The organism is Pseudomonas sp. NPDC086278 (genome assembly GCF_050280905.1).
GTDB lineage: Bacteria > Pseudomonadota > Gammaproteobacteria > Pseudomonadales > Pseudomonadaceae > Aquipseudomonas.
On record NZ_JBNNWE010000034.1, the window covers coordinates 17,363 to 40,038 of the forward strand.

The following is a 22,676-nucleotide window of genomic DNA, read 5'->3' on the forward strand; positions in this document are numbered from 1 at the left end:
CCTTGTAATTCAGAGGCTTTCCAGCTGGGTCAATTTTTCACCCAGCGCCACGTCGCTACGAGCCAGAAGTTCGACGTCCGGTGAGCGCCCCCAAAACGAATCACCGCGGGTCACGGCGAGGCGCAGCCAGCGCTCCTGGTCTGCCATTTGTTCATAGCCCGCTTGCTGTCCGGCCAGTAATTGACGATGCACAAACTCGACCGTGTCTTCGAGCGGCAACACGTCGCGATAGTCTTCGGCGAAACGCGCAGCAATCACTCTCAATCGACCTCGCTCAATCAATTCCTGGTGCTCCGGGCTCAGGTACAGCCATGCCGGCGGTTTCTGTTCCGTGGCAGGACTGTTTGGCGCTTGAGCGCAATACCGCCAGCCCATTTCGTTACGCCAGGCCAAGCCGTTGAATGGCCCGATAAACTGGGCACGGTCGGCGGCATTCAGACTGTTCAGCAAGGGTTCCAGCCAGCGCGGATCAAAAAACCGCATCATTTGTTGCAGTTCGTCATCGGTGCGTACGGTGAGCAAGCTACGCCAGTGTTCAACACCCTTATCCAAACGTTGCTCGTGGTTCAGCCAGGCGACGCATCCCGCGTCGGATTGTTCCAGTAACGCTCGCGCGTATTCCAATGAGGGGCCTTTCGTCGGGCAAACGACGACGTAAGGTCCGGCCGGTTGGAGTTCGGCATACGGGGTGTTGATAAACAGCGGAATACACTGGGGGCGGGACGCTTCTTCACCCTGAAAAAGATGCTTCAGCACATCCGCATCAAAACTGCTGTCGAGGATCAGGCACATCGTGCCCGGTGCCGCCGGTTGTTCAAACGGCGAGGAAATGCTCTCCATCATGCCGTTTTGCTCGATTGGTGAATGGGGCAATGGCCGGAGGCATCGAGGTGGCATGAGGGCGTCGGCAACAACACCCCTGTTTTTGCCTGTGCCTTGTATGACCCGAGTGAGGGCGCTACTACTTGCCCAGCCTTATCCGCATCCGCCTGCTTCAACACCCCCGGCAACAACGGCGCCGCCCCCGCCCCGCTGCCCGGACCGCCCCCGGAGTTCATGTTGATCACCGGCCCGCTCAACGTGACGCCACTGGCATCGATCTTGATGAAGCTGCCGCCACCGATCAGGGTCAATTCACTGCCCGCTTCGAGCACCACTTTCATGCCGCTGCTCAGGTGGATTTCCTGGCCGGCTTCGATGAATTGGCCGGTGCCGATTTTGACGTGCTGATTGACGCCGACGGTCAGGTGGTCGTTGGCGCGGGTTTCGACTTTTCGGTCGGCGTAGACGGTGTGGTGTTCTTCGGCCTTGAATTCGCTGTAGCTGTTTTGTTCGACGGTGTCGTGGCGTTCGTTGCCGACGCGTATTTTCTGGTCGTGCTCGACGTTTTCGTCCCAGTCGCGTTGGGCGTGCAGGAAGATTTGTTCCTGGCCTTTTTTGTCTTCGATGCGCAGTTCGTTGAAGCCGCCGCCACCGGGCGAGCTGAGGGTTTTAAAGGTGCTGCGGGTCTTGTTTGCCGGCAACTCGTAAGGGACGACGTTTTCCTTGTGGTACAGGCAGCCGCTGATCAATGGCTGGTCGGGGTCGCCTTCAAGGAAGGTGACGAGCACTTCCATGCCGATGCGGGGGATGGCGATGCCGCCGTAGTGGGCGCCGGCCCAGGCGGAGGAGACGCGCAACCAGCAGCTGGTTTTGTCGTCAGCCTGGCCTTCACGATCCCAGTGAAATTGGACCTTGACGCGACCGTATGGGTCGCAGTGGATTTCTTCACCTTTGGGCCCGGTGACCACGGCGCTTTGGCTGCCGAGTATGCGTGGCTTCTTTTGCGTCAGCGCGGGGCGGTTCGGCACGTCCCACGGGGTGGCCTGGAAGCGGTTGCGATAACCCTGGTGGAAATCGTCTTTGAGATTAGTCGTGCTACTAGTGATCGACTCTTCCAGCACTTGCGGCTGTTTGCCTTCGTGGTGGACCTCGGTCAGTAGCCACAGGTCGTTCCACTTGGCTTTCGGGTGTTGGGTCAGGGCCAGGAAATGGCCGCTGACCAGCAACGGCTGGTCGCTTTTGCCTTCCGCTAATTGAAAGTCGCTGCGGTGGCGTTCGAGGTTGCGTTTGGCCAAGTGTTTGCCGCGCTCTCGGTCGATGAAACGGCCGGGGTAGTCGTAGTCTTCAAGGTCGGGCAGGGCGTCGCCACGGTGTTCCGCTTCGAGGGTGATGCGTGGTTTTTCGAAGTCGTAGTCGCGGCGGGTGGTGCGGCTGGTGCGGGTTTCCAGGCGCAGGTCGAAGCGCTTGACCACGGGGTCGCTGGCGACCATGCCGGAGTCTTGCTGGTAAGCCACGGGCGCGAGTTTCGGGAACACCGTCTGGTCATCGCCGAACACCAGCTTGTGGGCCGTGGCGCTGTGCTGGAAGTGGTAGTGAATACCTTCTTCCTCGCACAGGCGCTGGATGAATTGCAGGTCCGATTCATCGTATTGAACGCAGTAGATGCGCTCCGGATAAATCGCCCCGACATTGAATGAGTAGGCGTTGCTTTGGATGCCATGCTCTTCGAGGACCGAGCCGATGATTTTCGGTACGGTCAGGTTCTGGAAGATGCGCTGGTTGATACGGTGCGTCAGGTAGGACAGTTGCGGGCGCAGGGTCACCGCGTAGCGGGTCAGGCGTTTGCCGGACTCACCCTGGGCGGCGCGATAGATCTGGCCGTGGATGCCGCTGCCGTTTGGCGAAAGCTGCAAGAAGGCCGGTTTGTGCAGCAGGGTTTCGAGGTCCAGCGACGGCTGTTCACTGACCAGTTCCACCTCGAACACAAAAGGCTGGCTGATGGCTTCCCAACCTTGCAGGGATAACACCTGAAAGTCGCTGGAAAGGCCTTCGATGGTCAGGGCAAAGTGAGTCTGATTGGCCGGCGCGAACATCCCTTGTTCCTCGTGCAGTGCTGCGGCGTTCGCCAATGCCCGAAAAGGACTCGGCAGACGCAAAAATTCTGGAAGAGCGAAAACAACATCGACCAGCAGAGCTGGCCGATGCTTGAGACGGTCGGCCTGAATCAGGCGACCGGCAGACGCCAGTCATCGGAACCCGAAGTACCGGATACTTCGTGGGTCCAGGTGATTTTGCGGTAGGTGAATTGCACTTCTTCCAGGTGCGTGAAGTGCGAGTTCGACGGGTCCTGGCAGTTGTGCATTTTGTTGTTGATGGCGACGATGATCGCGTCTTCCAGTTTGGTGGTGTAGTAATGCTCTTGGGTACCTTGAGCCGAAGTGCGGTACCACTGGATAACGATTTCGCTCATGCGCTCGCCGGAGGTCAGGGCAGCTTGCAGCAGTGGCGAAGCCTTGTCGTAGACCTTGGTGATAACCACTGGCTTGTGAACGCGCTGGCCGGTTGGCTGGCCGGACTGCGGATCACGCGGGATGATCACGTCGTGGCTGAAAGCCTGAACCATGACCTGGTCTTCGTGGCCTTCCTGGTAGGTGTTGCCAACCGAGTCGGCGGTGAACGCGCCGGCAGTGATCAGACCTTGTTTTTCGCCAGTGACGGACATGTACGCTGGTGTAGCCATGGATGTGCTCCTTGCTGAAAGTGAGGGTGCCCGGGAGGCGATATCGCCCGGTGGGTGCCTGACTGTTATCAAGGTCCGTGCCATGACCGATAAAAGTCATATAAAACAAAGTGTTGTTTGGTTTTTAAGATCACTGGAAAGTCTTTCTGCGAAAAATCCAGGTGAATGTGCGCAAGAAGTTGCGCACCACTGCGCAACTTCTTGCGCACTGCGCTGGAAGGCCTGACAGGCCGGGCGATTAGCGCTTCGAAGGGACGTTTTACAAAGAGGGGTGCGCAACTTCTTGCGCATAGTAGCCATGACGACTCATCCACACTTGTCGGCGCCAATGCGCGTTGGTCGATACCTTGGCACCTGATATAAACTCGCCCCCATTCACCAAACGGTTCAAAAGGTTTCCGGATGACTCCTTCGCTGCTAATAGCTGTTCTCGCCTCGGGCTTTATCTACGGCATCACGCCGGGGCCGGGCGTATTGGCGGTGTTCGGCATTGGCGCGACGCGTGGTCGGCGGGCAGGGGCGGGGTTCTTGTGCGGGCATTTGCTGGGTGACGTGGTCTGGTGCAGCACCGCGCTGATCGCGATTGTCGGCGCCCGGGAAATCGGCAGCACCGCGTTTGATGTGTTGGGGCTGATCAGCGGGCTCTATCTGTTCTGGCTCGGTATACGCGCGGTGCGCGTGAAACGCAGCAGCGTCGAGGCACCACAAGGCGCGGCTCGCCAACCGTTCTGGCACGGCATTGTGTTCGGCCTGACCAATCCCAAGGCCTACCCGGTGGCGGTGGCGACGTTCACGGCGCTGTTGTCGAGCCGCGCCGAACTGCTGCATTGGTCGATGTTGCCGTGGCTGATCGTCTTGAGCTTCGTCGGTGGCCTGATCGCCTACGCGATTCTTGTTGGCATTGTCGGTGCGCGACAGGTCCGCACCGTGTATCAGCGCCATGAGCTGGCGATCACTCGGCTGTGTGGGGTGATGTTTATCGGGTTTGCCATCAACGCCTTGGCGCATGCGTTGCCGGGTTTGATCACGCACAAGGCCTGAAGCCTGGCGCAGGGCCCTAGGCCGACCGCAAACAATTTCACGCGCCCCTGCAACGCATGGCGCAACACGGCCAGTGGATGCAATTGCCCAACCGCGAATGGCTCCGTGAGTGGCTGCTGCTCAGGCTGCCAACGGGGCCACGTACGCAGCCAGACGTCGGCGTCCTCTGTGTTCGGATCGCTGAAAACTGCGGTGCCGTTCGTCGCGGCGATTTCAATTTTTCTAAACCTTTGTGCTGATCCAAATTCAGATTCTATGCGGGCCACAGCTCGCCGCGATCACCACCAAGAGGTAGAGAATCATGCCTAATTCAAGAAACTCGAACTCGGGAAACTTCGCCAACGATCGAACGAAGGCGTCTGAAGCCGGTCGCAAAGGTGGGAAAACTACCACCACGACTGTCGATAAAGACCCTGCGAAACCAGATATGGGCCGCAAAGGTGGTCAGAAATCCAAATAGTTGGTGCAGGTAGTTTTGATTGAGAGACGGGGGCGAAAGCTCCCGTTTAAATTTATCGAGGAGGGCGCGACCATGAACCGGATGGCCACCCGTATACGCACTGCCAGTTTTGCCACGTTGCTGGGCCTGTTCGCTAACAGCGCCTTCGCCCAGTCGCCAGCCGAATTCATCAACGATGCGTCAGCCAAAGGCATGGCCGATATCGAAGCCAGCCGCTTGGCGCATCAGAAAAGCGAATCCAAAGAGGTCAAGGACTACACCATCGTCGTGATCAACGACCGCACTACTGCCAACCAGCACCTGGCGAAAATCGCCAAGCAACTGGACTTGCCGGTAGCACCGCGAGAAGAGGTGGTCGACAAGGCCAAAACCTTGATGCCGGACGTGAAGGATGGGGCGACATTCGACCAGGCCTACGCGGCCAGTCAGGTGAAAACGACGCAGGAAGCCATCGAGCAACTGCAACAGGAAGCCCAGACGACCGATGTTCCGCAGATCAAAGCGTTCGCTGAAGAAACCTTGCCGAAACTGCAAAATCATCTGCAAATGGCCAAGGCGTTGCAGGCCGGTCGCTGATTCAAATCCCGGTCAATAAAAACGGCGCGAAATGTCGATTTCGCGCCGTTTTCATGTGGGCTCAGCACTGATTCCAGTTCGGCTTCGTTTTGCTCTGCGGGGCCAAGCCGTCCAGCGCGAGGGTTTCGCTCTCACCCATTGAACGGTACTGCTTGCGCAACGCTTCGAGCTGTTTCAGGTCTAGCGATTCCAGCCCGAGCATTGCGTTCTGCGCTTCCTTCGTCGCGCGGATCAACTCGTCGATCTTCAAATGCAGAATGTCTGTGTCACGGTTTTGCGTGTTCTGGATCAGGAACACCATCAGAAAGGTAATGATGGTGGTCGAGGTGTTGATGATCAGCTGCCACGTGTCGTTGAACCCGAAAATCGGACCGCTCATCCCCCAGATAATAATCAGAATAATCGCCCCGAAAAAAGTCTTGGGACTGCCCGCCCACAACGCAAGGGTTTGCGAGATTTTTGCGAATTTCATTGCCGTGTTCCTTATAGGGATGCGCCTGAATGTGTGACAGCGCGGGCGGGATGAAAATTCTGCTCACCTTTGGGGATCAGTTGAGTGCTCAGGTTGGCGCGGACGCGGTTGAAGGAAATTTCTGTAAATTGTAATTCCTCTTCGGAATCTTTCTTTGTGCCGGTTTGTGTCTAGTATCTAGGGCAGTCAATTTGCCAGCATGCAAACACACGGATTGAAAACAGTTAAGAGGCCACTCATGGAATTCTTCGAAAAGTTAGCAAGCTTAGCCGCCAAAGTTCGTTTGCAGAGCGCTGCAATTCAAACGGAAGAAGCGACTAAAAACGCTTTTGTCATGCCCTTCATCAGCACGGTCCTCGGCTACGACGTCTTCGACCCGACGGAGGTTACTCCCGAATTCGTTTGTGATGTCGGAACGAAGAAGGGAGAAAAAATTGATTACGCAATCATGAAAGGCGGCGAGGTACAGATCCTCATCGAGTGCAAAAAAATCGGCGAGCCGCTACACATCAATCATGCCTCCCAGCTGTTTCGCTATTTCCATGTCACCAGCGCTCGAATCTCTATTCTCACCAACGGTCAGGTCTACAAATTTTTCACTGACCTGGATGCGCCCAACAAGATGGATGAGAAACCATTTCTTGAACTCGACCTTCTTGATATCGACGAGTATTCCGTCCCTGAATTGGTCAAGCTGACGAAATCTGCGTTCGACGTGGATTCGATCATCAGCGCCGCAGGCGAGTTGAAGTACGTTAGCCAGATCAAAAAGGTAATCGCCTCACAAGTCAGTAAACCTGATGACGACTTTGTAAAAGTATTCGCTTCACGTGTTTACGATGGGGTAATTACCCAAAAAGTCCGTGAACAGTTCCATGAGCTAACGCGAAAGGCTGTGGTGCAATTTCTGAATGATCAAATCAATGAGAGGCTGAAATCTGCAATGAGCGGGGCTATTCAACCTGCGTTAGCTTCTTTGTCAGTCTCCACTGGAGGTGCTACGCAAACGGATTCCCGAGACGAATTGGAAGACAAGGTTCTTACTACGTTGGAGGAACTGGAGGGCTATCACATCGTCCGGGCGGTGGTTCGGTCGGTTGTCGATGCCAAGCGGATTGTTCAACGCGACACGCAGAGTTATTTTGGCATCCTGCTTGATGACAACAACCGCAAACCGATTTGCCGCCTGCATTTCAATCGCTCTCAGAAGTACATCGGCATATTTGACGAGGAGAAGAACGAAACCCGGCACGCGATCAATTCAATAGACGATATTTACGACTATTCGGATCATCTGAAGAAAACGGTTGGGTATTACGACTGACCATTTCGCTGCGCGAAAGAAACCGGCCTTGTAGGTCGGTTTTTTATGGGTTTCCTGTTTTGGTCCATCAGTCCCGCTCTAACCGGCCAGCCGGAGTATCCCAAGGCCTCACAGCTTTTGTTGGCTGGCACTTGCTAGTCGGTGGTTGGTTGGGCTAACGACATCCATTAGTCGGATTGGGTTGGCGCACGGCTCGCGGTATCGTAGCGAACCGGTTGTCGGCCCAGGCCCGGACAACGAATCGACAGGAGAACGCAATGAGTTGGTCCGCCAAGCAATACGTCGCTTTTGAAGATGAACGCACGCGCCCGGCGCGAGATCTGCTCGCCGCGATCCCTCCGGTGGATGCGCGCTCGGCCATCGACATTGGTTGCGGCCCCGGCAACTCGACCGAGTTGCTGGTCGAGCGCTTCAGCGACGCCAAGGTGCGTGGCGTGGACAGTTCGACCGACATGATCGAAGCTGCCCGCAAGCGCTTGCCGCAGGTGCAATTCGACACCGTTGATATCGGCACGTGGAATGACCGCAGCCCGTTCGACGTGATCTTCGCCAACGCGGTGTTGCAGTGGCTCCCCGATCACGCGACCTTACTGCCTTCGCTGGCCGGCCGACTCGCCGACGGTGGGAGCCTGGCCATCCAGATGCCCGACAACCTCAACGAACCTTCCCATCGCCTGATGCGCGAAGTGGCCGCCAACGGCCCGTGGGCCAGCAAGTTGGCGGACGCCGCCGGGCAACGGACTGAAATGGCCAGCGCGAGCGATTACTACTCGATGCTGCGACCGCACTGTGCGCGCGTCGACGTGTGGCGCACCACCTACCATCACCCGCTGGCGGGCGGTGCGTCGGGTATCGTCGAGTGGTTCAAGGGCAGCGGGTTACGCCCATTTCTCGAACCCCTCGATGACACGGAAAAGGCGCAATACCTCAAGCAATATCACGCCGCAATCGAGCAGGCGTATCCGGTGCTCAGCGATGGTTCGGTGCTGCTGCCGTTCCCGCGACTGTTCATCGTCGCGACCCGCTAATATCAAGGTATCTGCGCTGGCCAGTCGCCAGCGCTGAACGCCCACCAACATCATCATCGGTTGCTCCCGCTCTTCGGCCAGCCAGTTCGTCACTCGCTCACCTTCCAGCTGATAACTGTCCAGCGGCCAACGCTTGCGGCCCTCGCTGTAGATCAGACAACCCGGACGGCGCTATGAACATCGGATGCTCGATGGAAAACACAACGCGCGAACCGGGTTTCAGAGCCGCGTGGAGAGTGGCGAACAACCCCGGCAGATCCTTGATGTAGTGCAGCGCCAGCGAGCTGTAGGCCAGACTGAAACTGGCGGTGGGCAAGTCGGAGAGTTGAAAGACACCAGTGGGCTGGTCGCTCGAACTGGTTGTTTGCCGGATCGTTACGCAGCGGAGAGCGGGCGGCGGCGATTAGGAGCTTGATCCAGTCTGCGCGTATGAACGGGCATGATCCGTATGCATATCTGAAAGATGTGCTGACTCGTCTGCCGATGCAACGGGCGAGTGAAATCACGAAATTGCTGCCACATAAGTGGGTGAATGGTCTGGACTAATCCTCAAGCCGCTTTTCCATAACGATTGTGCGCTCAGCCCCATGGAACTCGTCGCGAATTTTCTGATAACCCAACACAGCGTAAAACCCCTCCGCTGTAATCGACGACGGCACCCGCAAAGATCCAACACCAGCGCTGGCAGCAGTAGCATGAATGACATCCATTAACTGCCGGCCAATACCGCCACCTTGGTACGTAGGATCAACGAAAACGCTTCTAACGACATTACCGTCGAGGCTTGCAGTGCCGGTAATATTTTCCCCTAGCAAGGCTACGAAAACCTTGCGCTTATAGAGCAGTGCGCTGACGGTTTCAGTAGCAAAGCTCCGCTCAACCTGAGCGATAACGTCAGGTGAGTAATCCTGTGAATTTGACTCACGCAGAGCAGCGATCACTACACGGCTAATCGCTGCTATATCGTCGTCTATTGCGGGGCGCACCTGACATTCCATACACCCAGTCATAGTTGGGTAGCACCAGCGGGTGGTACCAAGCCGGTGTTCGGAACCAACCCGATCGCGTTCAGTTGGCCGCGGCCACACGGAGAACCTTTCGTTTTCGATTTCGCTACCAGTGCCATTGCGCGTGGCGACATTGAACTCTATCGCCGTGAAGGCAAGATCATCCCACTTGGCTGTGCAGTCGACGCTGATGGCCAGCCTACCACCGACCCTACTGCTGCCATGGCAGGAGCGATGCTGACATTTGGCGGCCACAAGGGATCGGCTCTGGCCGCAATGGTCGAGCTAATGTCCGGCGCGCTTATTGGCGATCTGACAAGTAGCGATTCGATTGCCTTCGACCAAGGTGTGGGAGCCTCCCCTTGCCATGGCGAGCTAATTATCGCCCTCAATCCCAGCTTACTTGGTGGGGCGAATTGCTTGGAAGGTGCTGAGAGGGCAGAACGGATGTTCGATGCCATCGTTGATCAAGGCGCACGACTTCCTTCTCAGCGCCGCTTTGAGGTGCGCCGGCGCAGTCAGATTCACGGGGTCAAGGTCTCGGCAAAACTGTTGGCCGACATTCATCGATTGTTGTATTGAACTTCCAGCCTGTGGAACCCGGTAGTGCCGGTGTCTAGGAGGAATATGCAGACGATATATGCACTGGAACGATCCGATGCCTCAGCTGTTCTCGAATCCGCCAGAGCAGAGCTGAGATGAACAGTTGGGCGGAGGGCGTCTTACCGATCTAACTCGTTTCTGAGGGCTTTCCCGAAAACTGGCGGGTCTCTGTATGCCTGCGTGAGCGTTATGCTCAGACGTAACAACAGACAAACTGTCACCAAAACTGTCACCAATCTTGAGCAGTCAGGCTTCTACACCGCTGGAAGCCTTGAAAATAGTGGAGCGGGTGAAGGGAATCGAACTCTTATTGGTCAAGAACACCCGGAAGCGTGTATCCGTGTAGTCCCCTTCTGCCCTCAACCCCCGGCGATCCGGGCGCTCCAGCCCAGACATCACGGTGCACCTTGGTGCACGATCGCTCCGAAGCGTTTTTGACCTTCATCTGACGCGGAGGAGCGTCGTGCTCGAACCTTAGACCATCCTCGCCCAGCAGCAAGGCGATTGAAGCAAGACGGCCTATTTCCAGAATTACCATCCCCACACCTGCATCAGCCGCCGTCCCGGAAAGCCCTTCTGCGACACTCAAAAACCGTGCCGACTGGCGCAGTCTCTACCGCTTGACCCATCTCTGACCGCCTTAAACGTCACAGACGATCCACTGCAGTGGTCAGGTCGCGGCGTTATTTCTTACTGTGAAGCACGCGCACATATCCCTGCAACTCTATCTTTCACCACCGACCATCCCGATAACTCATTCAACTAACGGTACGATCCGTTGAAGTGTTCCTGGACTACATAGCTTCGGCGATCTCTCGATCTCATATACACAGTGCTCAATCACTCGTACCCCTTGAGCTTGTAAATTTCTGACTAGCGCCGAGCCTTTTGTTGATTCGCCCGAGTTTGAATTTTCCGAGGTGAATACCAACACTGGGGGGAGCGAAACTCCAATCGCCTCTCGCGGACTTAGGACAAACCCTGCGTCCCAAGAGTGCCTCGAAAACTCTTCAGCCTTCATCGTGCGATAGGTTTGCGCCTGCGACACCAACAGATCACTTGCTTTGACATTCACGATGCGAACCAGGGCATCATCCTCTTGCCTAAAACCACGTGGCGAGAGTCGGATGAGGTCGCCTTTTCTCGGCACTTTTGTATCTGACGGCAGTGAGCAATAGCGCCGATTCAGTTGTTGCGAGAGATACGGGCAATCACAGATCACTGCAATGCGCTGAAGATCCTCCACTTCAATCCGCGCCTCAATCTCACCTAACGCTCGGAAGCACTTCTGGATTGGCAAATACCCTTGCTGACGCACCTGAATATCAATCGTCGGAAAGTAACGGGTCATCTGGTCAACGGCTGCGTTACTCGGCAACGTGGTATCCACCAACGCTATCAGGTTCATGACCTGCCCTAGATTTGACAGCAATTGGAGCATCTCAAACAGGGGCATCTGATTGAACTGTTGAAATAGAACTGCCTGTTCATGCACTCCGTCGATGATTTCGAAGAAAGGGATATGTTCGTGGCCCAGTTGATCCGAATAATCCAAGCATCTGGCCCTTGCGACCGTCACTGTAGTAGGCACAACATTCGTCAAGAGTTCATAGACAGCACAGTACTGCTGGGTGAATTCGATGGCCGCCTTGATGTTGTCGTAGCGAACTATAACTACCCGTGAGTTGATGGCTAGGGCAACTTCATCCACCATGTCATAAGTAAACATGTCAGGCGTAAACGCGCTCAGACGATTGAATGCGTGATCGATTTCTCTCTGGCTGTAAGTTGTGTGAAAAGGTTCGCAAATTCGAGTGAGGTGATCGCGCACTGCGCCCTGGAGGCGGTGGTTCGAAGCAAGCTGTAGTGAGCACCCATTTGACACGATCCAACCATGGGCTTCGCAGAACTGGATGGCCTCCGTAATGCCCGCCGAGCCCCCACTGACCTCGACACCATATCCACCCTCGACAGGATCAATTTCACCCCCACCACCCCCTCCGACACCTGCAGCAACCTCAACCATGACATCGCTCACATCGACAAGGGTATTCCCCGTGAATGAATGCTCTTCGAGATAACGCAGCAGAGCCATGGCCGGTTTTAAAGCAGGTACTGCTTCAAACCCCGGATGCCCCGCAAATGCGCCGTCAGCCTTTTCAAGAAAGGGCAGCGCCAGAAGTGGGTTGGACAGGAGGTGTGGCGCCGCGTTTTCTGGCAGACAGTTCACCATCCTCTCAGCGGTGGTTTGGTCGAAACCCTGCGCCATGATGCTGATCACCGATCTCTGGAAGTCCATGTAGTCCTCCCATGCGAACTGCAGGTGAGCGGCGTGGGCTTCGCCAAGAAATACCCCAAGGACGTATCGGTTGTGCTGATTCCTGTCCTGATCGAGCAGCTGTCGCACGGCGCAACGCTCATGCAGCGCTGCCTCTTCTAGCAATCTGCCAAGGCTTGGAGAAGGGGTGTGCCGGGGCAGTGTATTAAGGGTGCCGACGAAACTCGCCAGTGCCTTGCAGTCCAGAAAGTCAGCATCACCTGCTGACTCTAGAGAGGCAATCTTCAGCCCTCTACCGCGCTTCACAATCGTGGCTTGATAGGTCATTCCAGGGAACACGGGTTTAGAGATCAGAGCCTGATCCAGCTTCGCTTTGAAGGAGATTCCGGAGCTTAGTGCTAAGAGATGGATTTGCCGGTCGCCATTCAAGGTCAGGGCGACTTTACGGACGAAATAGTGCTTGATCATGGGTATTCGCCAAGTATGAAAGAGAACGAAAACGCACTTAGGAAGCCCTGAAGTCTCCTTCCCCGCGTTGCCCGAAGGCCCAAAAGCCAAAGCCAAAGCCAAAGCCAAAGCCAAAACCAAAGAGCCCAAAGCCAATGCCAGAGAGCCCTGAAACCGAGAACCCGATCAGAACGTGAGGATCTTTCCCGAGCGAACGATTTCCTCCCGAAAAGCGGCGCGAAACAGGGCACGGTCGGCATCCCTTAGCTGAGTTCTGAGCAGTTGAATTTCGGTTCGAAGGCTTGCCAGCGATTTGTCGTACGGTGTTTGAGTCTTGGTTGAGCTGGGCCGAGCACGCACATGCTGTAGCAGCAGGTCAGCGATTCGCGACAGTTCCTGTCCGCCACGGCCTGGATAGAAAACCTGCCTTGTCAGCCCCACTGTCCCTGCCAGCCATGCAAGGTTGATCTTGCTCCCTCGCATGGTCACCGCTTGCCCTAATTCAATGATCTCCAAGGCCACAATGCGCAACTTCTTTGCCGATTCCAGCTCAGGTGTCATGGCGCGAAGCACCTCAAGCGGTGATGACTCAATATCTGAATCATCAAGGGAGGCGACGTTGGAGGAGGGGCCATTAATGGATTCGTGCACGCGTGGCTTTCCATGTGAGAAATGGGCCGAGGAGCTTGGAGTCGGCAATCAGTTTGGGGATCCCGCTGATATCCGAAAGGTCGGACAGACCATCATCGACCACCCGAATGGCCCGTTTGTGATCGAGAATTTTATCGACGAGCTGGCAAGTCAATTCGAACTCACGCTGGTACTCAGGCGCTTCGCTGGCTCTAGGCGCGGTTCCCGAAGGCAGCGCCGCCGCTGATGGCCTCAACGATAGATCGTCCACAATGTTTCGGAGTTTGACGTTCTCCTGCTCCAGCTGTGCATTGCGGATCATGACGGGGTGCAGCGGGTCGATCTCCTGATTATGTGGCGACGCGTATGACGTCGCCTCTGGGGTGGAAAGGTCGCCCACCAGCGCGGGAAAACTGTCGAGACACTTCCTGTACGACTTGTCTTGCCTCAACAGGAGGGTGCGGTGAACGTTGCAGATTCTCGAAACCTCATCTGCCAGATGACTGATTTTTTCGAATCGATCACCGTTCTCCGACAGCATTTGCAACGCGGCATTGATGCGGCTGATCGTTGCCCTAAGCTGCGCGGCGCCTCGTTGCTCCTTAAAGCTGGTTTTCTGACTTTTCCTCTTCATTTTCAGTGGAGACTTGCCATCGCTTCGACCCGGCGGGGTAGTGAAGAGGGCTTGCTTAGCGCATATGCGGATATTTCTTCAAAGGAGACCCCTGTCCCAGCCATGATGGACAATATTTGGCCAATGTAGATTTCCCTTTCGTCAACCGGTTGGTTGGCGATATGCATAAAGTCAGGGTTACGTATTAGCTCATCCAAGATCAGCGGATAATGCTCTGAAGCGAAGCCAGGGAACTGTGACCCATCGATCAACATTGAAACGACTCGTTGTTTGGGGTCATTCATATCAACACTTTGACGGATGGTGTTCCCCAGATCGCGATGCCGTGTGATGTAACCGTTCGGAAATTTCTCGTCTCGCCAGTTTTGCTCCAAGATTTGGATGGCTTGTCGGTACCCAGCTTGCTCTAACATGCAGAGGGAGAGGTCTTCGTGGATCACCTCAATTTCCGGAGATTTGGGCTGAAGCCTATGGGTCTTCTGAAGCCTGGCTTTGAACTGGTCGGCACGATTCGCAAAGTCACGGACTTTCGCGTTCAGGCCTGGGAGGTGATCGATCCCGTATACGGCGTATGGGCAGATGCCGCATGTTCGGGTGCTTTTGGTAAAATCCAAGAGCTTTTTAGGGCAGTCGCCATCGCGTGGACACATACAGCAGTCCATGAACTTCATGCGTCGGTTTTTGTCGCTCGCAATCAGGTCGACACCCGTTTCGTCGACATCCATGATCTCTGGGATCACCGAGATCAGATGCTGGTCGCGAATGACAGCCTCCCTGTTTTGCGCCCAGCCTTGCATCAATGCGGACTCAGGTGAAGAGGGAGCTGGAGGTCGGCCCATGAGAGCAGCGAATGCGCGGTCGGACACGCTCATGTTGGCTGCATCGATGCGCGCGATCGTTTCCTGGGAAGTTGGAACCACGTAATGTGCGGTGGTATGTTTATTGACGTGACCGACCTGTCCGCCAATGATGGCGTAGTCCAGGAAGGCGTATAGCCTACGGTGAGTGATCCATGTAGCACGCAGTGCATGCGGTGTGTGCACCGCCGACCACTCCCCGCTGGTGTCGCATTCGACGAATGTATGTCGACGCTCAGCGGGAACAAAGCTGTTGTAGATATCCTGGAACCCTCTCAGGATCAGTATCCATTTGAGGTGGTATGAGCTGTCGGAAAAAGGAAGGCCTCTTCCCAGCCACGGGCTACGAAACAGGGGATGAATCAGGCCGTAGTTGCTTTGGTTTTTAGGGTCGTTCTGGTAGGAGATGCCGTCGTATTTGGATTGGTAGTGGTTGATTTGGAAATTACGCTCCTCAAGAAGTATGTCCATGACTTTGTACGGCAGAGTAATAGGCCGACTGTTGCCACTTTTGTCAGTGTTTACAAATAGGATGCAGCTTCCGATGCTGCCTCTCAGGGATGGGTCGTAGTACTTGTCAAAATCCCTGACGTCGAGCCACTGGCAGTTCTGCAACCTTAGTCCCGAGAAAAGCGCGATCGTGAGCATCCTGAGCTGAGAAAGCCAGGGGACAAAAACATAATCCTGAGACGTCTGATACTTTTCATTGCGCCACGAATAGGCATTGATGACCCTATCCAGTGGGATCTCTACCGATTCGGATGTGTCGCTTGGGCTCCACAATTTCAGGGTGTAGGCAATGCCAAAGCGTTTGAGGTCGATCCAGGTGCTATTTTTGATCTCCGTTATTTGATTGTGAGTGTAAGTGCCGTTGAGGCAGTTGTTTTGGAGTTCAACGCCGATGGCATCGAGTGCCAGCATGTACGCCTCAACCATCAGCATGGAATCAATAGGCAGAGGAATTTTGTCGCTTTTTCCTGCAGGGCCACTCCCATTTGAATCCAGCTTCTTATTCACTGGATTCTTGTACAAGCTGTCAACCAGCACTCCGCCGTCTGGCATTATCTCAGACGCATTAAGGATAGCGACCTCGAAAAATCGCAAGACAACGTTGATGAAGGTAGCTCTGGTCTTCTGCGTCCTTTTGAGATCGTAAAACTGAAGCAAGGTGAGAGGGAGTACCGCCTCTGTTTTTTCAAGAGGGTGGGTGAATGTCGTTTGGTTCTTGGTGCGTCGCCAAAATATGGAACGGTAGAAGTTTTCGATGAACTCGGGGAATTCAACAGCGCTCTCGGGATGCTTTTTGAGCCAAGCTGGAAGGTAGATCCCCAAGTAGTCCATCAAGATGTGAACATAGCCGACTTCTTGTCGGCGGGCGGCAATATTCGATCTTTCTTCCGCGTGGGCCAGGTGTAGCTCGCCGACCCTTACCCATCGACTTAGTTTCTTGGCGATATCTGGGTCAGCTTCCGAACGGTAGTACTCTACGAGCCAGTTATAGTCGTCTCTTGAGCGACGCTTGCGCCCAGGCAAGTTTGAATATTCTTCAGGGGAGAGGACGTTTAGCGCATTCCAGATATTGGTTTCTTCTTGACGTGCTTTCTTTTCGGCCTTTTTTTCTGCCTTGCTCTTGCGGCCATCCATACCTGTATTATAGCGAATTCGATTGCGCCGAATGTATTCGCCCCTTGATGCCTGGTCTGCCAACTTTCCCCAGTACTTTACGAACTGTTTGTAGGTTTTCCTGTGCTCTTCGCTGGAAACTTCGACCAACATCATACTCAAGTGAGTATGATAACCTTCCAATACCCGAGCTTGCTCCGGGCTTACGATAAGAGGGTACTGTTTTGCGAAACAGTGAACCCATGCCAAGTACGCAAAATCGTTTGTTTTGCCTCCCCGTTCTTTGCGGATGCTGCGCTGTTTGTCAACAACTGCAGGAGCAGAGTCCCAAAGTTCGGCAAAGCTCATGTCTAGGGCGTCATGCCAGTTAACACGATATTGGAATGCCCGGGTGCTGCGATGAATGTATTCCGTTTTGGATTGGGACACGTTGTAGATAAACGATTCCGACTCCTCCTTAAGCTTTGGATATTTAGCCCAAACACCGTTTACGTGGAAGCTGTGTGGGAGGGTGACTTTCCCCTTCGCCCACAACCGCACGAACATGGCCCGAAGCGGGACGCGAAGTCCCCTGACGTCCATGATGTCGGGTTCCTCTTCGCCCGTGAGCTCGGTGTACAGATCCTTGGCCTGCTCTGGATCCTCCTTTTCGCCGTCGGACGTGATGCAGAGCTCATGCATCGCATTGAGCTCATCGGTCGTCAAAGGACGACCTTTGCGAACCCTCAAAAAAATAGAGGTCGCCAGACGATGCCTGGCCTGACGATCCTTCAATAGCTCGGGATTGGCCTTCCCCGGGTTGGCTTCGCAAGCCATCGCTTGATCAGCCAGTTCCTGCAGAAAGGTTACAGCGCTCTCAAGGGCGTCGTCGCTGTGAAGGATCGGGTTATCGGTGGTATTGATCACGCTAATGGCCCTTTGTTCAAGAGCTCTTTGCCCAGGCGCGCATAGGCTTGGCCACGGTAGAAGTTGATATCCTTGCCTGCACCAAGGTCGTAGATGAGTTCATTCGACGCATCGACTTCTACGAGCGTATGGATACCCAAATCTGAGGCATAGATCTCTGTGCTTTGGAGGCTGGCGTGCCCCATTAGCAATTGGATCTCAGGGAGGTCGAGCCCTGGCTTGGGCCGACCCGGAATCGTCACGTAGTTGCGAGCCCAGATACCAAAGGAATGACGAAAGTCATGGGACGAGTAGTTGCCCTGGGGAGCCTGCAAGTCAAGCTTGCGTTGGGTAGCCTGGATGCGCCGGTTGATCGCTCGGTTCACGCTGCTGGATTTGAGTTCGCACAGGGGCATACCGTAGGTTTCAGCATCGAGTGAAAGCAATAGCCATGGACTGTCGGAATGTGGGCGGACAGCCATGTATTCACCCAGTTTTTCCCAAAACCTGGACTTGAACGGCTCGAACATCGTCACGACGGCAGTCTTGCGGCCTTTGAATCCGAAGCTTTCCTTGTTGGTGGTATCACGTAAGCCATGGGGATCTTGGACGCGAAGGATCCTGTTGGTGACGTCAATGTCCTCCAAACGAACCCCTACCGATTCAGAGAGCCTGAGGCTGCCCAGTCCCATGGCCCAGATCAAGCCATCGACTGGTGTCGGAGCGTGCTCAAGCATCGGGAGGATATGAGAAATGCCAATGTGTTTGGTTGTTCGGGTTTTGTCGGCTTTTGGAGGGCGCAAGCCGCCACTGCTCGTCTTAGCAGCCGGCGAGAGATTGGGTTTGACCTGTAGCGTATTTGCGTGGATCTGAGCCATTTCTTGGGAGCTGCGCACTCTGGGCTTCAGTTCTGGGAGCGCACTCATTGGTACCTGAGGCTTGAGGTCGGTCAGGACGGAGATCATTTCAGCTTGCTCGAATGTGATCTCGCTGCAGACCGTCAGCATGAGATTGGCTCCTGCAATGTACTGACCGGCAGAACTCGCACTGATCTTTGTCCGCCCTGTCCGCAGGAATGCCTGACGGACAATCGCGTCTTTCGCTTCATCGCCCTTAACGAGGTAGGATGAAAAGAGGTGCATAGTTTTCGAAGCTGTGGCCGAGTCGAGCCTGCCAGAGAGGGCGCCGGTTTCGTAGAGAAACTCAGCGAAAAAACGCCCACCCTTTTCCATGCCGAGTACCGAGTTGCGCTTATAGCGCAAGCCGATCTCACCCCAGAGGTGCTCGCAGAAGTCGTTGTAGAAGCCCAGTGGGGCACCAGTTGCGTTTTCGTATAGCCTGGGCGGCTCCGATTTAATCAGGGTTAGGCTGTTCATCGACACGATGCTGATGCCGGGAGCGGACTGCTTTTTTGTCGCCGCTTTTGGCTTTGACTGTTTCAGACCGTGCCCAATCTTCGATTTACGCATATATTGACAAGTCTCCGGTAAGGTGTTCTAATCTGGCGAAACGGATGGTATTGACTGTAAAGTAAAATTTAAAATAGCAAAAAGTGCTAAAGCGGTCGATTTTAATGCGCTTTTGCGCGCAGCTTCTTCCTATCTCGGTATTCCCGTGGCCTTGTCCGATCGCTTACGCGTTGCTCGCAATCGTCAGCGAGCCTGCTTGCAACCGCTTTCTGACCTCAAGAGCACACCAAAAGACCTCCGCTGGTAAATATTTTTAATAACCCGTCGCCCATTGCGCTGGCAGGTTTCGATGCATCCCGCAAATTACAAGCACCCGACAAACGGTCATGGCTGAAGGGATGAGGTTCGACTGAAGGCCTGCTTGAACCCAACCCGACCCATGAGGCACTGAGATCTCGCGGCACTTTGTGCTGGCATGAAGCCATGTCTCTAGCGGAACGCACCCCGATCGCTCAGGCCCAATCCTGGCGACCTCGCGCTTGTACATTCATCTTGTGATGGGAACGGGCATGTCAGGTGGCGGAACCGAGAAAGTAGCGAGGCTCGCAGGGTTCGCCTCTATTAGCACACCCATCATCTTCAGGAATCGCGACGTCCATGTGCTCAAAATCGCGCAGTCTACGCCCAAGGCGTTTGCTTGCCGACTGCTGGAGTTGGACTAAACGGCCCGGAACAATCAACGGTGAGGCCAAGCCAGGTCAATCATCACCCGTACCGATATTCTCCCTTCGTGTTCGGTGAAATCCCCCTTCGTGCTTGGCCAACGCAGCACATGAAGGAAATCGACATACTTGGGAAGTAGGCCAATTACCCCGCATCAGCAGACGGTTAACGAGGTTGAGTGGTACCAGACACTTGCCGCCGTTTTTGTCGTCCATCGCACTTCACAAACTCCTCTGGGGCGGATGCGATGTCCGGCATATGTTTGCTGATTAATAGCCTGTGACCTTTAGGTGATGAACTCGTTGGTCTCCTCGTTCCGGGTTCATCATCTTTTTTTCCTTTCTTCTGTATCCGGCTCAGGGTCGCGAAGCTACAGACAGCGGGTTGTCTGCGAACCGATCACAACCTTATCCCAATTGCCCAAGCTCAATGTAGCTCGCCGTGCCTTGCGTGCTGTGTGGCCCGCTGATGCTCGGCGCATTGATTTAATGGCTTGTTTTCCCAAACAAACCGGATAGACCCATCACGTCGGCAACGGTCTAATCATCAGGCATCCCGTGAGCTCTCGGGCTACATGCAGGTGGGCGAACGTCCCCTTAGGCGGTCATCTTCATAGGACTGACTTGCCAGTTCGCAGCGGCGTGATGGCTGACGACATCCGCGACATATGTAAATGAGAGGAGTCGCCAATGTGCTATCCACAGTTTTGGGGGAATGGCTGTGCCGGACGTTAAAAGATCTGCGCCTGAACACATCAGCGTAATGGGAGTGCTGCCGTTCTCCCGGATTAACCTTCAGGGAGAGATCATCGATTGCAACGATGAGTACTTCGCCATGTGCGGGTATTCCCGCGACGAGGTCATGGGGAAGAGCCAGCAATTGATCTTTGACAAGTTGATGCCAAGCGCACTGATGGATGAGGGCTACAAGCAGTTGTGCAGTGGCAGGCCGTTTTGCGCCCCCATTCGTGGAAGGTCGAAAGACGGCCAAACCTTCTGGTGTGAGGCGTACTTCATGCCCCTGGTCAAAGCGGGCAACATTTTTGCGTTCGGCGCGCTTTATCACCCGCTTGATCCCGTGGTGCAGCGCCGCGCGGAGAAGGTCTATAACAATCTAGGCCCCAGCGGCACTGGCAGCTCGCTGCCACGTATTTCAGCGCTATTCTCGTACCTACCGGTGATCGCCCTTGGACTGTCAACGGGCCTTGCGATGACCGTCAAAGCTCTTGATCCAACGTGGGGTGTTGTACTTCTCATCGGTGTAGCTTGGACGGTAGTATCCCAATGGGTTGGAGGGCGCAGCTGCGCACCAAGCTCAGCTACGCAACTGGATGAACTCGTACCTTCACCGGTCTTGGCTGACGTGTACGTAGACAAGTCTCGTCATGGCGCCATCCTGGAAGCCGCGCTTCATCAGTTGGGTGTGAGGATGCGCACGTTGGCAGGTCGGGCGCAGATCAATGCTAAGGTTCTCCTGGGTTATGCCAGCGACTCTCTGGGAATTACCCGGGCTCAGGTCGCCAGGCTCGAACGTCAGCTTGTTGAGACTGAAGAGTCGGCATCAGCCATGCAGCAGATGACTCTCACCATTCAGGAGCTCTCCAGGGGCCTTCAGGGTGCGGCTGATGCCGCGAGCGCAGATGATCAGCTCGCTAGTGACGGGGAGAGGGCCGCGATGCAAAGTAGGCTGAGATCGGCGGGAAGATCAGTCAGTTGGCCAACGCCCAGCTGGATCTTTCGGTGTTGTTCAGAGGGTAGTGTTCAGGGCTTCGCCGTTACGTGTTGACGGAGCCCCACCCATTCAGATCACGTCTTGTATAAGGCGCAGGGAAATTGCGGTCTTGATCATGGATGCTCTGAAAGTTGGGGCCACTCTGATCCACGCAGTCGTCGTTTATTTCACAAACTGCGTCGGCTGTTTGACGATGATGGCGTCAAAAAGCGGACGTTAGGCGTCCGCGCTCAACAAAACTTCAATTACCAAGGGTGACATCTGATTGCCCATAATCTGTAGCAATCTGCATCGAGAGCAGGGAAGTGCTCGAATTCTTCTGACCATCGATAGGGATAGTGATGATGGGGATTCACCGCCTTTTAATGCTTGGCCGTTTTTTGCTGATACCGATAGTGCTGAGCGGCTGTGCCGCGTTCAACCAGACACCCGATGAAGTCGTAGTCCGCGAGCCGGGCCATCGACTATTAGGTAAGCCATTCCCCAATCAGAGCGAAGCTAAAACCCATTGGCAGTATGCCTGGTTGTCCGACGTCGCCTATGCGCGAGCTGTCGATGGAGAGTCCAAGGACATCTGTACTGCAACCAGTGCGGAAAAAGTCGTGGCGAGCCATGGGTGGAGGCGCTGGACTGATTTTCCAATCGCGAATGGTCATCTGGACAACGTGATGCGTGAATCCCACCTGCGTGCCGAAGTTTGGGAGAACCGTGAGCTCAAACAGGTCGTGGTGGCGTTCGGTGGAACTGAGGCCAAAAGCGGAAAGGATTGGATGTCTAATATTCGTTGGATCACGTTCAATGTCGACGATGAGTACACCCTCCTGGTGAGAGGGTTCGGCCCCGCGTTTGTTGATGAGTTTGCCAAGAGGTCTCAATCCAAGCAGGGCCAGTGGTTGAAAGATGCAACGCTCATTTCAACAGGCCACTCTTTAGGGGGTGGTCTCGCACAGCAGTTTGCCTACGCCCTGCCTGTTTCTCCCGGGCATTTGAAGGTGACTCAGGTCTACGCATTTGATCCATCCCCGGTCACGGGTTTTTTCAGCGTGGATCCGGCAACCCGCGACGTGAATCGTGTGGGGCTGTCCATCGACAGGATCTACGAGCGAGGTGAGATTCTCGCGCTATTGCGATCGTTCACCAGCCTGTTCGTTGAGCCATCGGGGGTCGACCCCACCATCCGAGGCGTTCGCTACAGCCTGCTGGGTGGTATCAACATTGTTAAAAACCATTCGATGCACAACTTCGCCTGTGCCATACAGAAGGCCTCTGGCGCGAGTGTGAGTGAGCTGCAGTAAGAGACAGGGCGGGGCGATCATGGCCGTGGATGTACGGCCAGCCCCGTAGTGACCGGTGGCATTGGAAAGTCTACTGACCTATCGAGGTCGG

At 55.1% G+C, this 22,676-nt stretch carries 18 protein-coding genes and 3 pseudogenes; 10 read left to right on the forward strand and 11 right to left on the reverse strand.

The features are described 5' to 3' along the window. Window positions 1-9: 9 nt before the first annotated feature. The 3 genes from ACQKP4_RS13040 to ACQKP4_RS13050 form a co-directional block, all read right to left on the reverse strand. Entirely contained in the window at window positions 10-792 is a 783-nt protein-coding gene (locus ACQKP4_RS13040; protein WP_427633684.1) for a DUF4123 domain-containing protein, read from the reverse strand. A gap of 47 nt (window positions 793-839) precedes the next feature. Continuing rightward, a complete protein-coding gene (tssI, locus tag ACQKP4_RS13045) occupies window positions 840-2,915 on the reverse strand; it encodes a type VI secretion system tip protein TssI/VgrG (RefSeq protein ID WP_427633686.1) in 2,076 nt (691 codons plus the stop codon). A 131-nt stretch (window positions 2,916-3,046) separates the two neighbouring features. Then, window positions 3,047-3,562: an Hcp family type VI secretion system effector gene (locus ACQKP4_RS13050; RefSeq protein WP_033058787.1), complete on the reverse strand. Its 516-nt coding sequence runs from the start codon at window positions 3,560-3,562 to the stop codon at window positions 3,047-3,049. Here ACQKP4_RS13050 and ACQKP4_RS13055 point away from each other — a divergent pair. The 4 genes from ACQKP4_RS13055 to ACQKP4_RS13070 all read left to right on the forward strand — a co-directional run bounded on the left by ACQKP4_RS13055 (window position 3,561) and on the right by ACQKP4_RS13070 (window position 5,639). Then, a complete protein-coding gene (locus ACQKP4_RS13055; protein ID WP_427633688.1) occupies window positions 3,561-3,788 on the forward strand; it encodes a hypothetical protein in 228 nt (75 codons plus the stop codon). The two genes, ACQKP4_RS13050 and ACQKP4_RS13055, sit on opposite strands and share 2 nt — an antisense overlap. 176 nt (window positions 3,789-3,964) lie before the next feature. Continuing rightward, window positions 3,965-4,603 carry a LysE family translocator gene (locus ACQKP4_RS13060; RefSeq protein WP_427633689.1) on the forward strand — a complete coding sequence of 213 codons (639 nt, stop codon included), beginning with the start codon at window positions 3,965-3,967 and terminating at the stop codon, window positions 4,601-4,603. Between the two features lie 301 nt (window positions 4,604-4,904). Then, entirely contained in the window at window positions 4,905-5,063 is a 159-nt protein-coding gene (locus ACQKP4_RS13065; RefSeq protein ID WP_010462447.1) for a KGG domain-containing protein, read from the forward strand. 72 nt (window positions 5,064-5,135) lie between these two features. Beyond that, a complete protein-coding gene (locus tag ACQKP4_RS13070; RefSeq protein ID WP_427633691.1) occupies window positions 5,136-5,639 on the forward strand; it encodes a DUF4142 domain-containing protein in 504 nt (167 codons plus the stop codon). Window positions 5,640-5,700: 61 nt separating this feature from the next. Here the strand turns inward: ACQKP4_RS13070 and ACQKP4_RS13075 are convergent, their stop codons facing one another. Further along, window positions 5,701-6,111, reverse strand: a complete 411-nt coding sequence (locus tag ACQKP4_RS13075) for a low affinity iron permease family protein (RefSeq protein WP_427633693.1) — start codon at window positions 6,109-6,111, stop codon at window positions 5,701-5,703. Between the two features lie 238 nt (window positions 6,112-6,349). Between ACQKP4_RS13075 and ACQKP4_RS13080 the strand changes: the two genes are divergently transcribed. Further along, window positions 6,350-7,435 (forward strand): type I restriction endonuclease, encoded by a 1,086-nt coding sequence (locus ACQKP4_RS13080; RefSeq protein WP_427633695.1) that lies wholly within the window; start codon window positions 6,350-6,352, stop codon window positions 7,433-7,435. 257 nt (window positions 7,436-7,692) lie between these two features. After that, on the forward strand, window positions 7,693-8,463 hold the full coding sequence (tam, locus tag ACQKP4_RS13085) for a trans-aconitate 2-methyltransferase (RefSeq protein WP_427633697.1): 771 nt from the start codon (window positions 7,693-7,695) through the stop codon (window positions 8,461-8,463). Between the two features lie 30 nt (window positions 8,464-8,493). Here the strand turns inward: tam and ACQKP4_RS13090 are convergent. Next, window positions 8,494-8,782 (reverse strand): annotated as a pseudogene (locus ACQKP4_RS13090) (class I SAM-dependent methyltransferase); the annotation flags it as partial. Between the two features lie 20 nt (window positions 8,783-8,802). Here ACQKP4_RS13090 and ACQKP4_RS13095 point away from each other — a divergent pair. Next, window positions 8,803-9,009, forward strand: a pseudogene (locus ACQKP4_RS13095) (transposase domain-containing protein); the annotation flags it as partial. On the opposite strand, the gene ACQKP4_RS13100 reads toward ACQKP4_RS13095, so the two are convergent. After that, window positions 9,006-9,461, reverse strand: a complete 456-nt coding sequence (locus ACQKP4_RS13100) for a GNAT family N-acetyltransferase (RefSeq protein ID WP_427633698.1) — start codon at window positions 9,459-9,461, stop codon at window positions 9,006-9,008. The pseudogene ACQKP4_RS13095 and the gene ACQKP4_RS13100 sit on opposite strands and share 4 nt — an antisense overlap. 3 nt (window positions 9,462-9,464) lie before the next feature. Here ACQKP4_RS13100 and ACQKP4_RS13105 point away from each other — a divergent pair. Beyond that, a pseudogene (locus ACQKP4_RS13105) lies at window positions 9,465-10,052 on the forward strand (Ldh family oxidoreductase); the annotation flags it as partial. Window positions 10,053-10,827: 775 nt separating this feature from the next. On the opposite strand, the gene ACQKP4_RS13110 reads toward ACQKP4_RS13105, so the two are convergent. From ACQKP4_RS13110 to ACQKP4_RS13130, 5 genes are all read right to left on the reverse strand, one after another. Next, complete coding sequence (locus tag ACQKP4_RS13110) at window positions 10,828-12,819, reverse strand: hypothetical protein (RefSeq protein WP_427633699.1); 1,992 nt, start codon at window positions 12,817-12,819, stop codon at window positions 10,828-10,830. A gap of 165 nt (window positions 12,820-12,984) precedes the next feature. Further along, entirely contained in the window at window positions 12,985-13,359 is a 375-nt protein-coding gene (locus ACQKP4_RS13115) for a hypothetical protein (protein WP_427633736.1), read from the reverse strand. Between the two features lie 73 nt (window positions 13,360-13,432). Continuing rightward, the gene (locus ACQKP4_RS13120; protein ID WP_427633701.1) at window positions 13,433-14,062 is read right to left on the reverse strand and encodes a hypothetical protein; all 630 of its coding nucleotides are present in this window, start codon (window positions 14,060-14,062) and stop codon (window positions 13,433-13,435) included. A gap of 2 nt (window positions 14,063-14,064) precedes the next feature. Next, window positions 14,065-17,448 carry a site-specific integrase gene (locus ACQKP4_RS13125; RefSeq protein ID WP_427633702.1) on the reverse strand — a complete coding sequence of 1,128 codons (3,384 nt, stop codon included), beginning with the start codon at window positions 17,446-17,448 and terminating at the stop codon, window positions 14,065-14,067. Beyond that, the gene (locus tag ACQKP4_RS13130; protein ID WP_427633704.1) at window positions 17,445-18,896 is read right to left on the reverse strand and encodes a tyrosine-type recombinase/integrase; all 1,452 of its coding nucleotides are present in this window, start codon (window positions 18,894-18,896) and stop codon (window positions 17,445-17,447) included. The genes ACQKP4_RS13125 and ACQKP4_RS13130 overlap by 4 nt, the downstream gene beginning before the upstream one ends. Window positions 18,897-20,273: 1,377 nt before the next feature. Here ACQKP4_RS13130 and ACQKP4_RS13135 point away from each other — a divergent pair. Next, on the forward strand, window positions 20,274-21,344 hold the full coding sequence (locus ACQKP4_RS13135) for a PAS domain-containing protein (RefSeq protein WP_427633706.1): 1,071 nt from the start codon (window positions 20,274-20,276) through the stop codon (window positions 21,342-21,344). Between the two features lie 287 nt (window positions 21,345-21,631). Next, complete coding sequence (locus ACQKP4_RS13140; RefSeq protein ID WP_427633707.1) at window positions 21,632-22,585, forward strand: hypothetical protein; 954 nt, start codon at window positions 21,632-21,634, stop codon at window positions 22,583-22,585. Window positions 22,586-22,676: the final 91 nt, after the last annotated feature.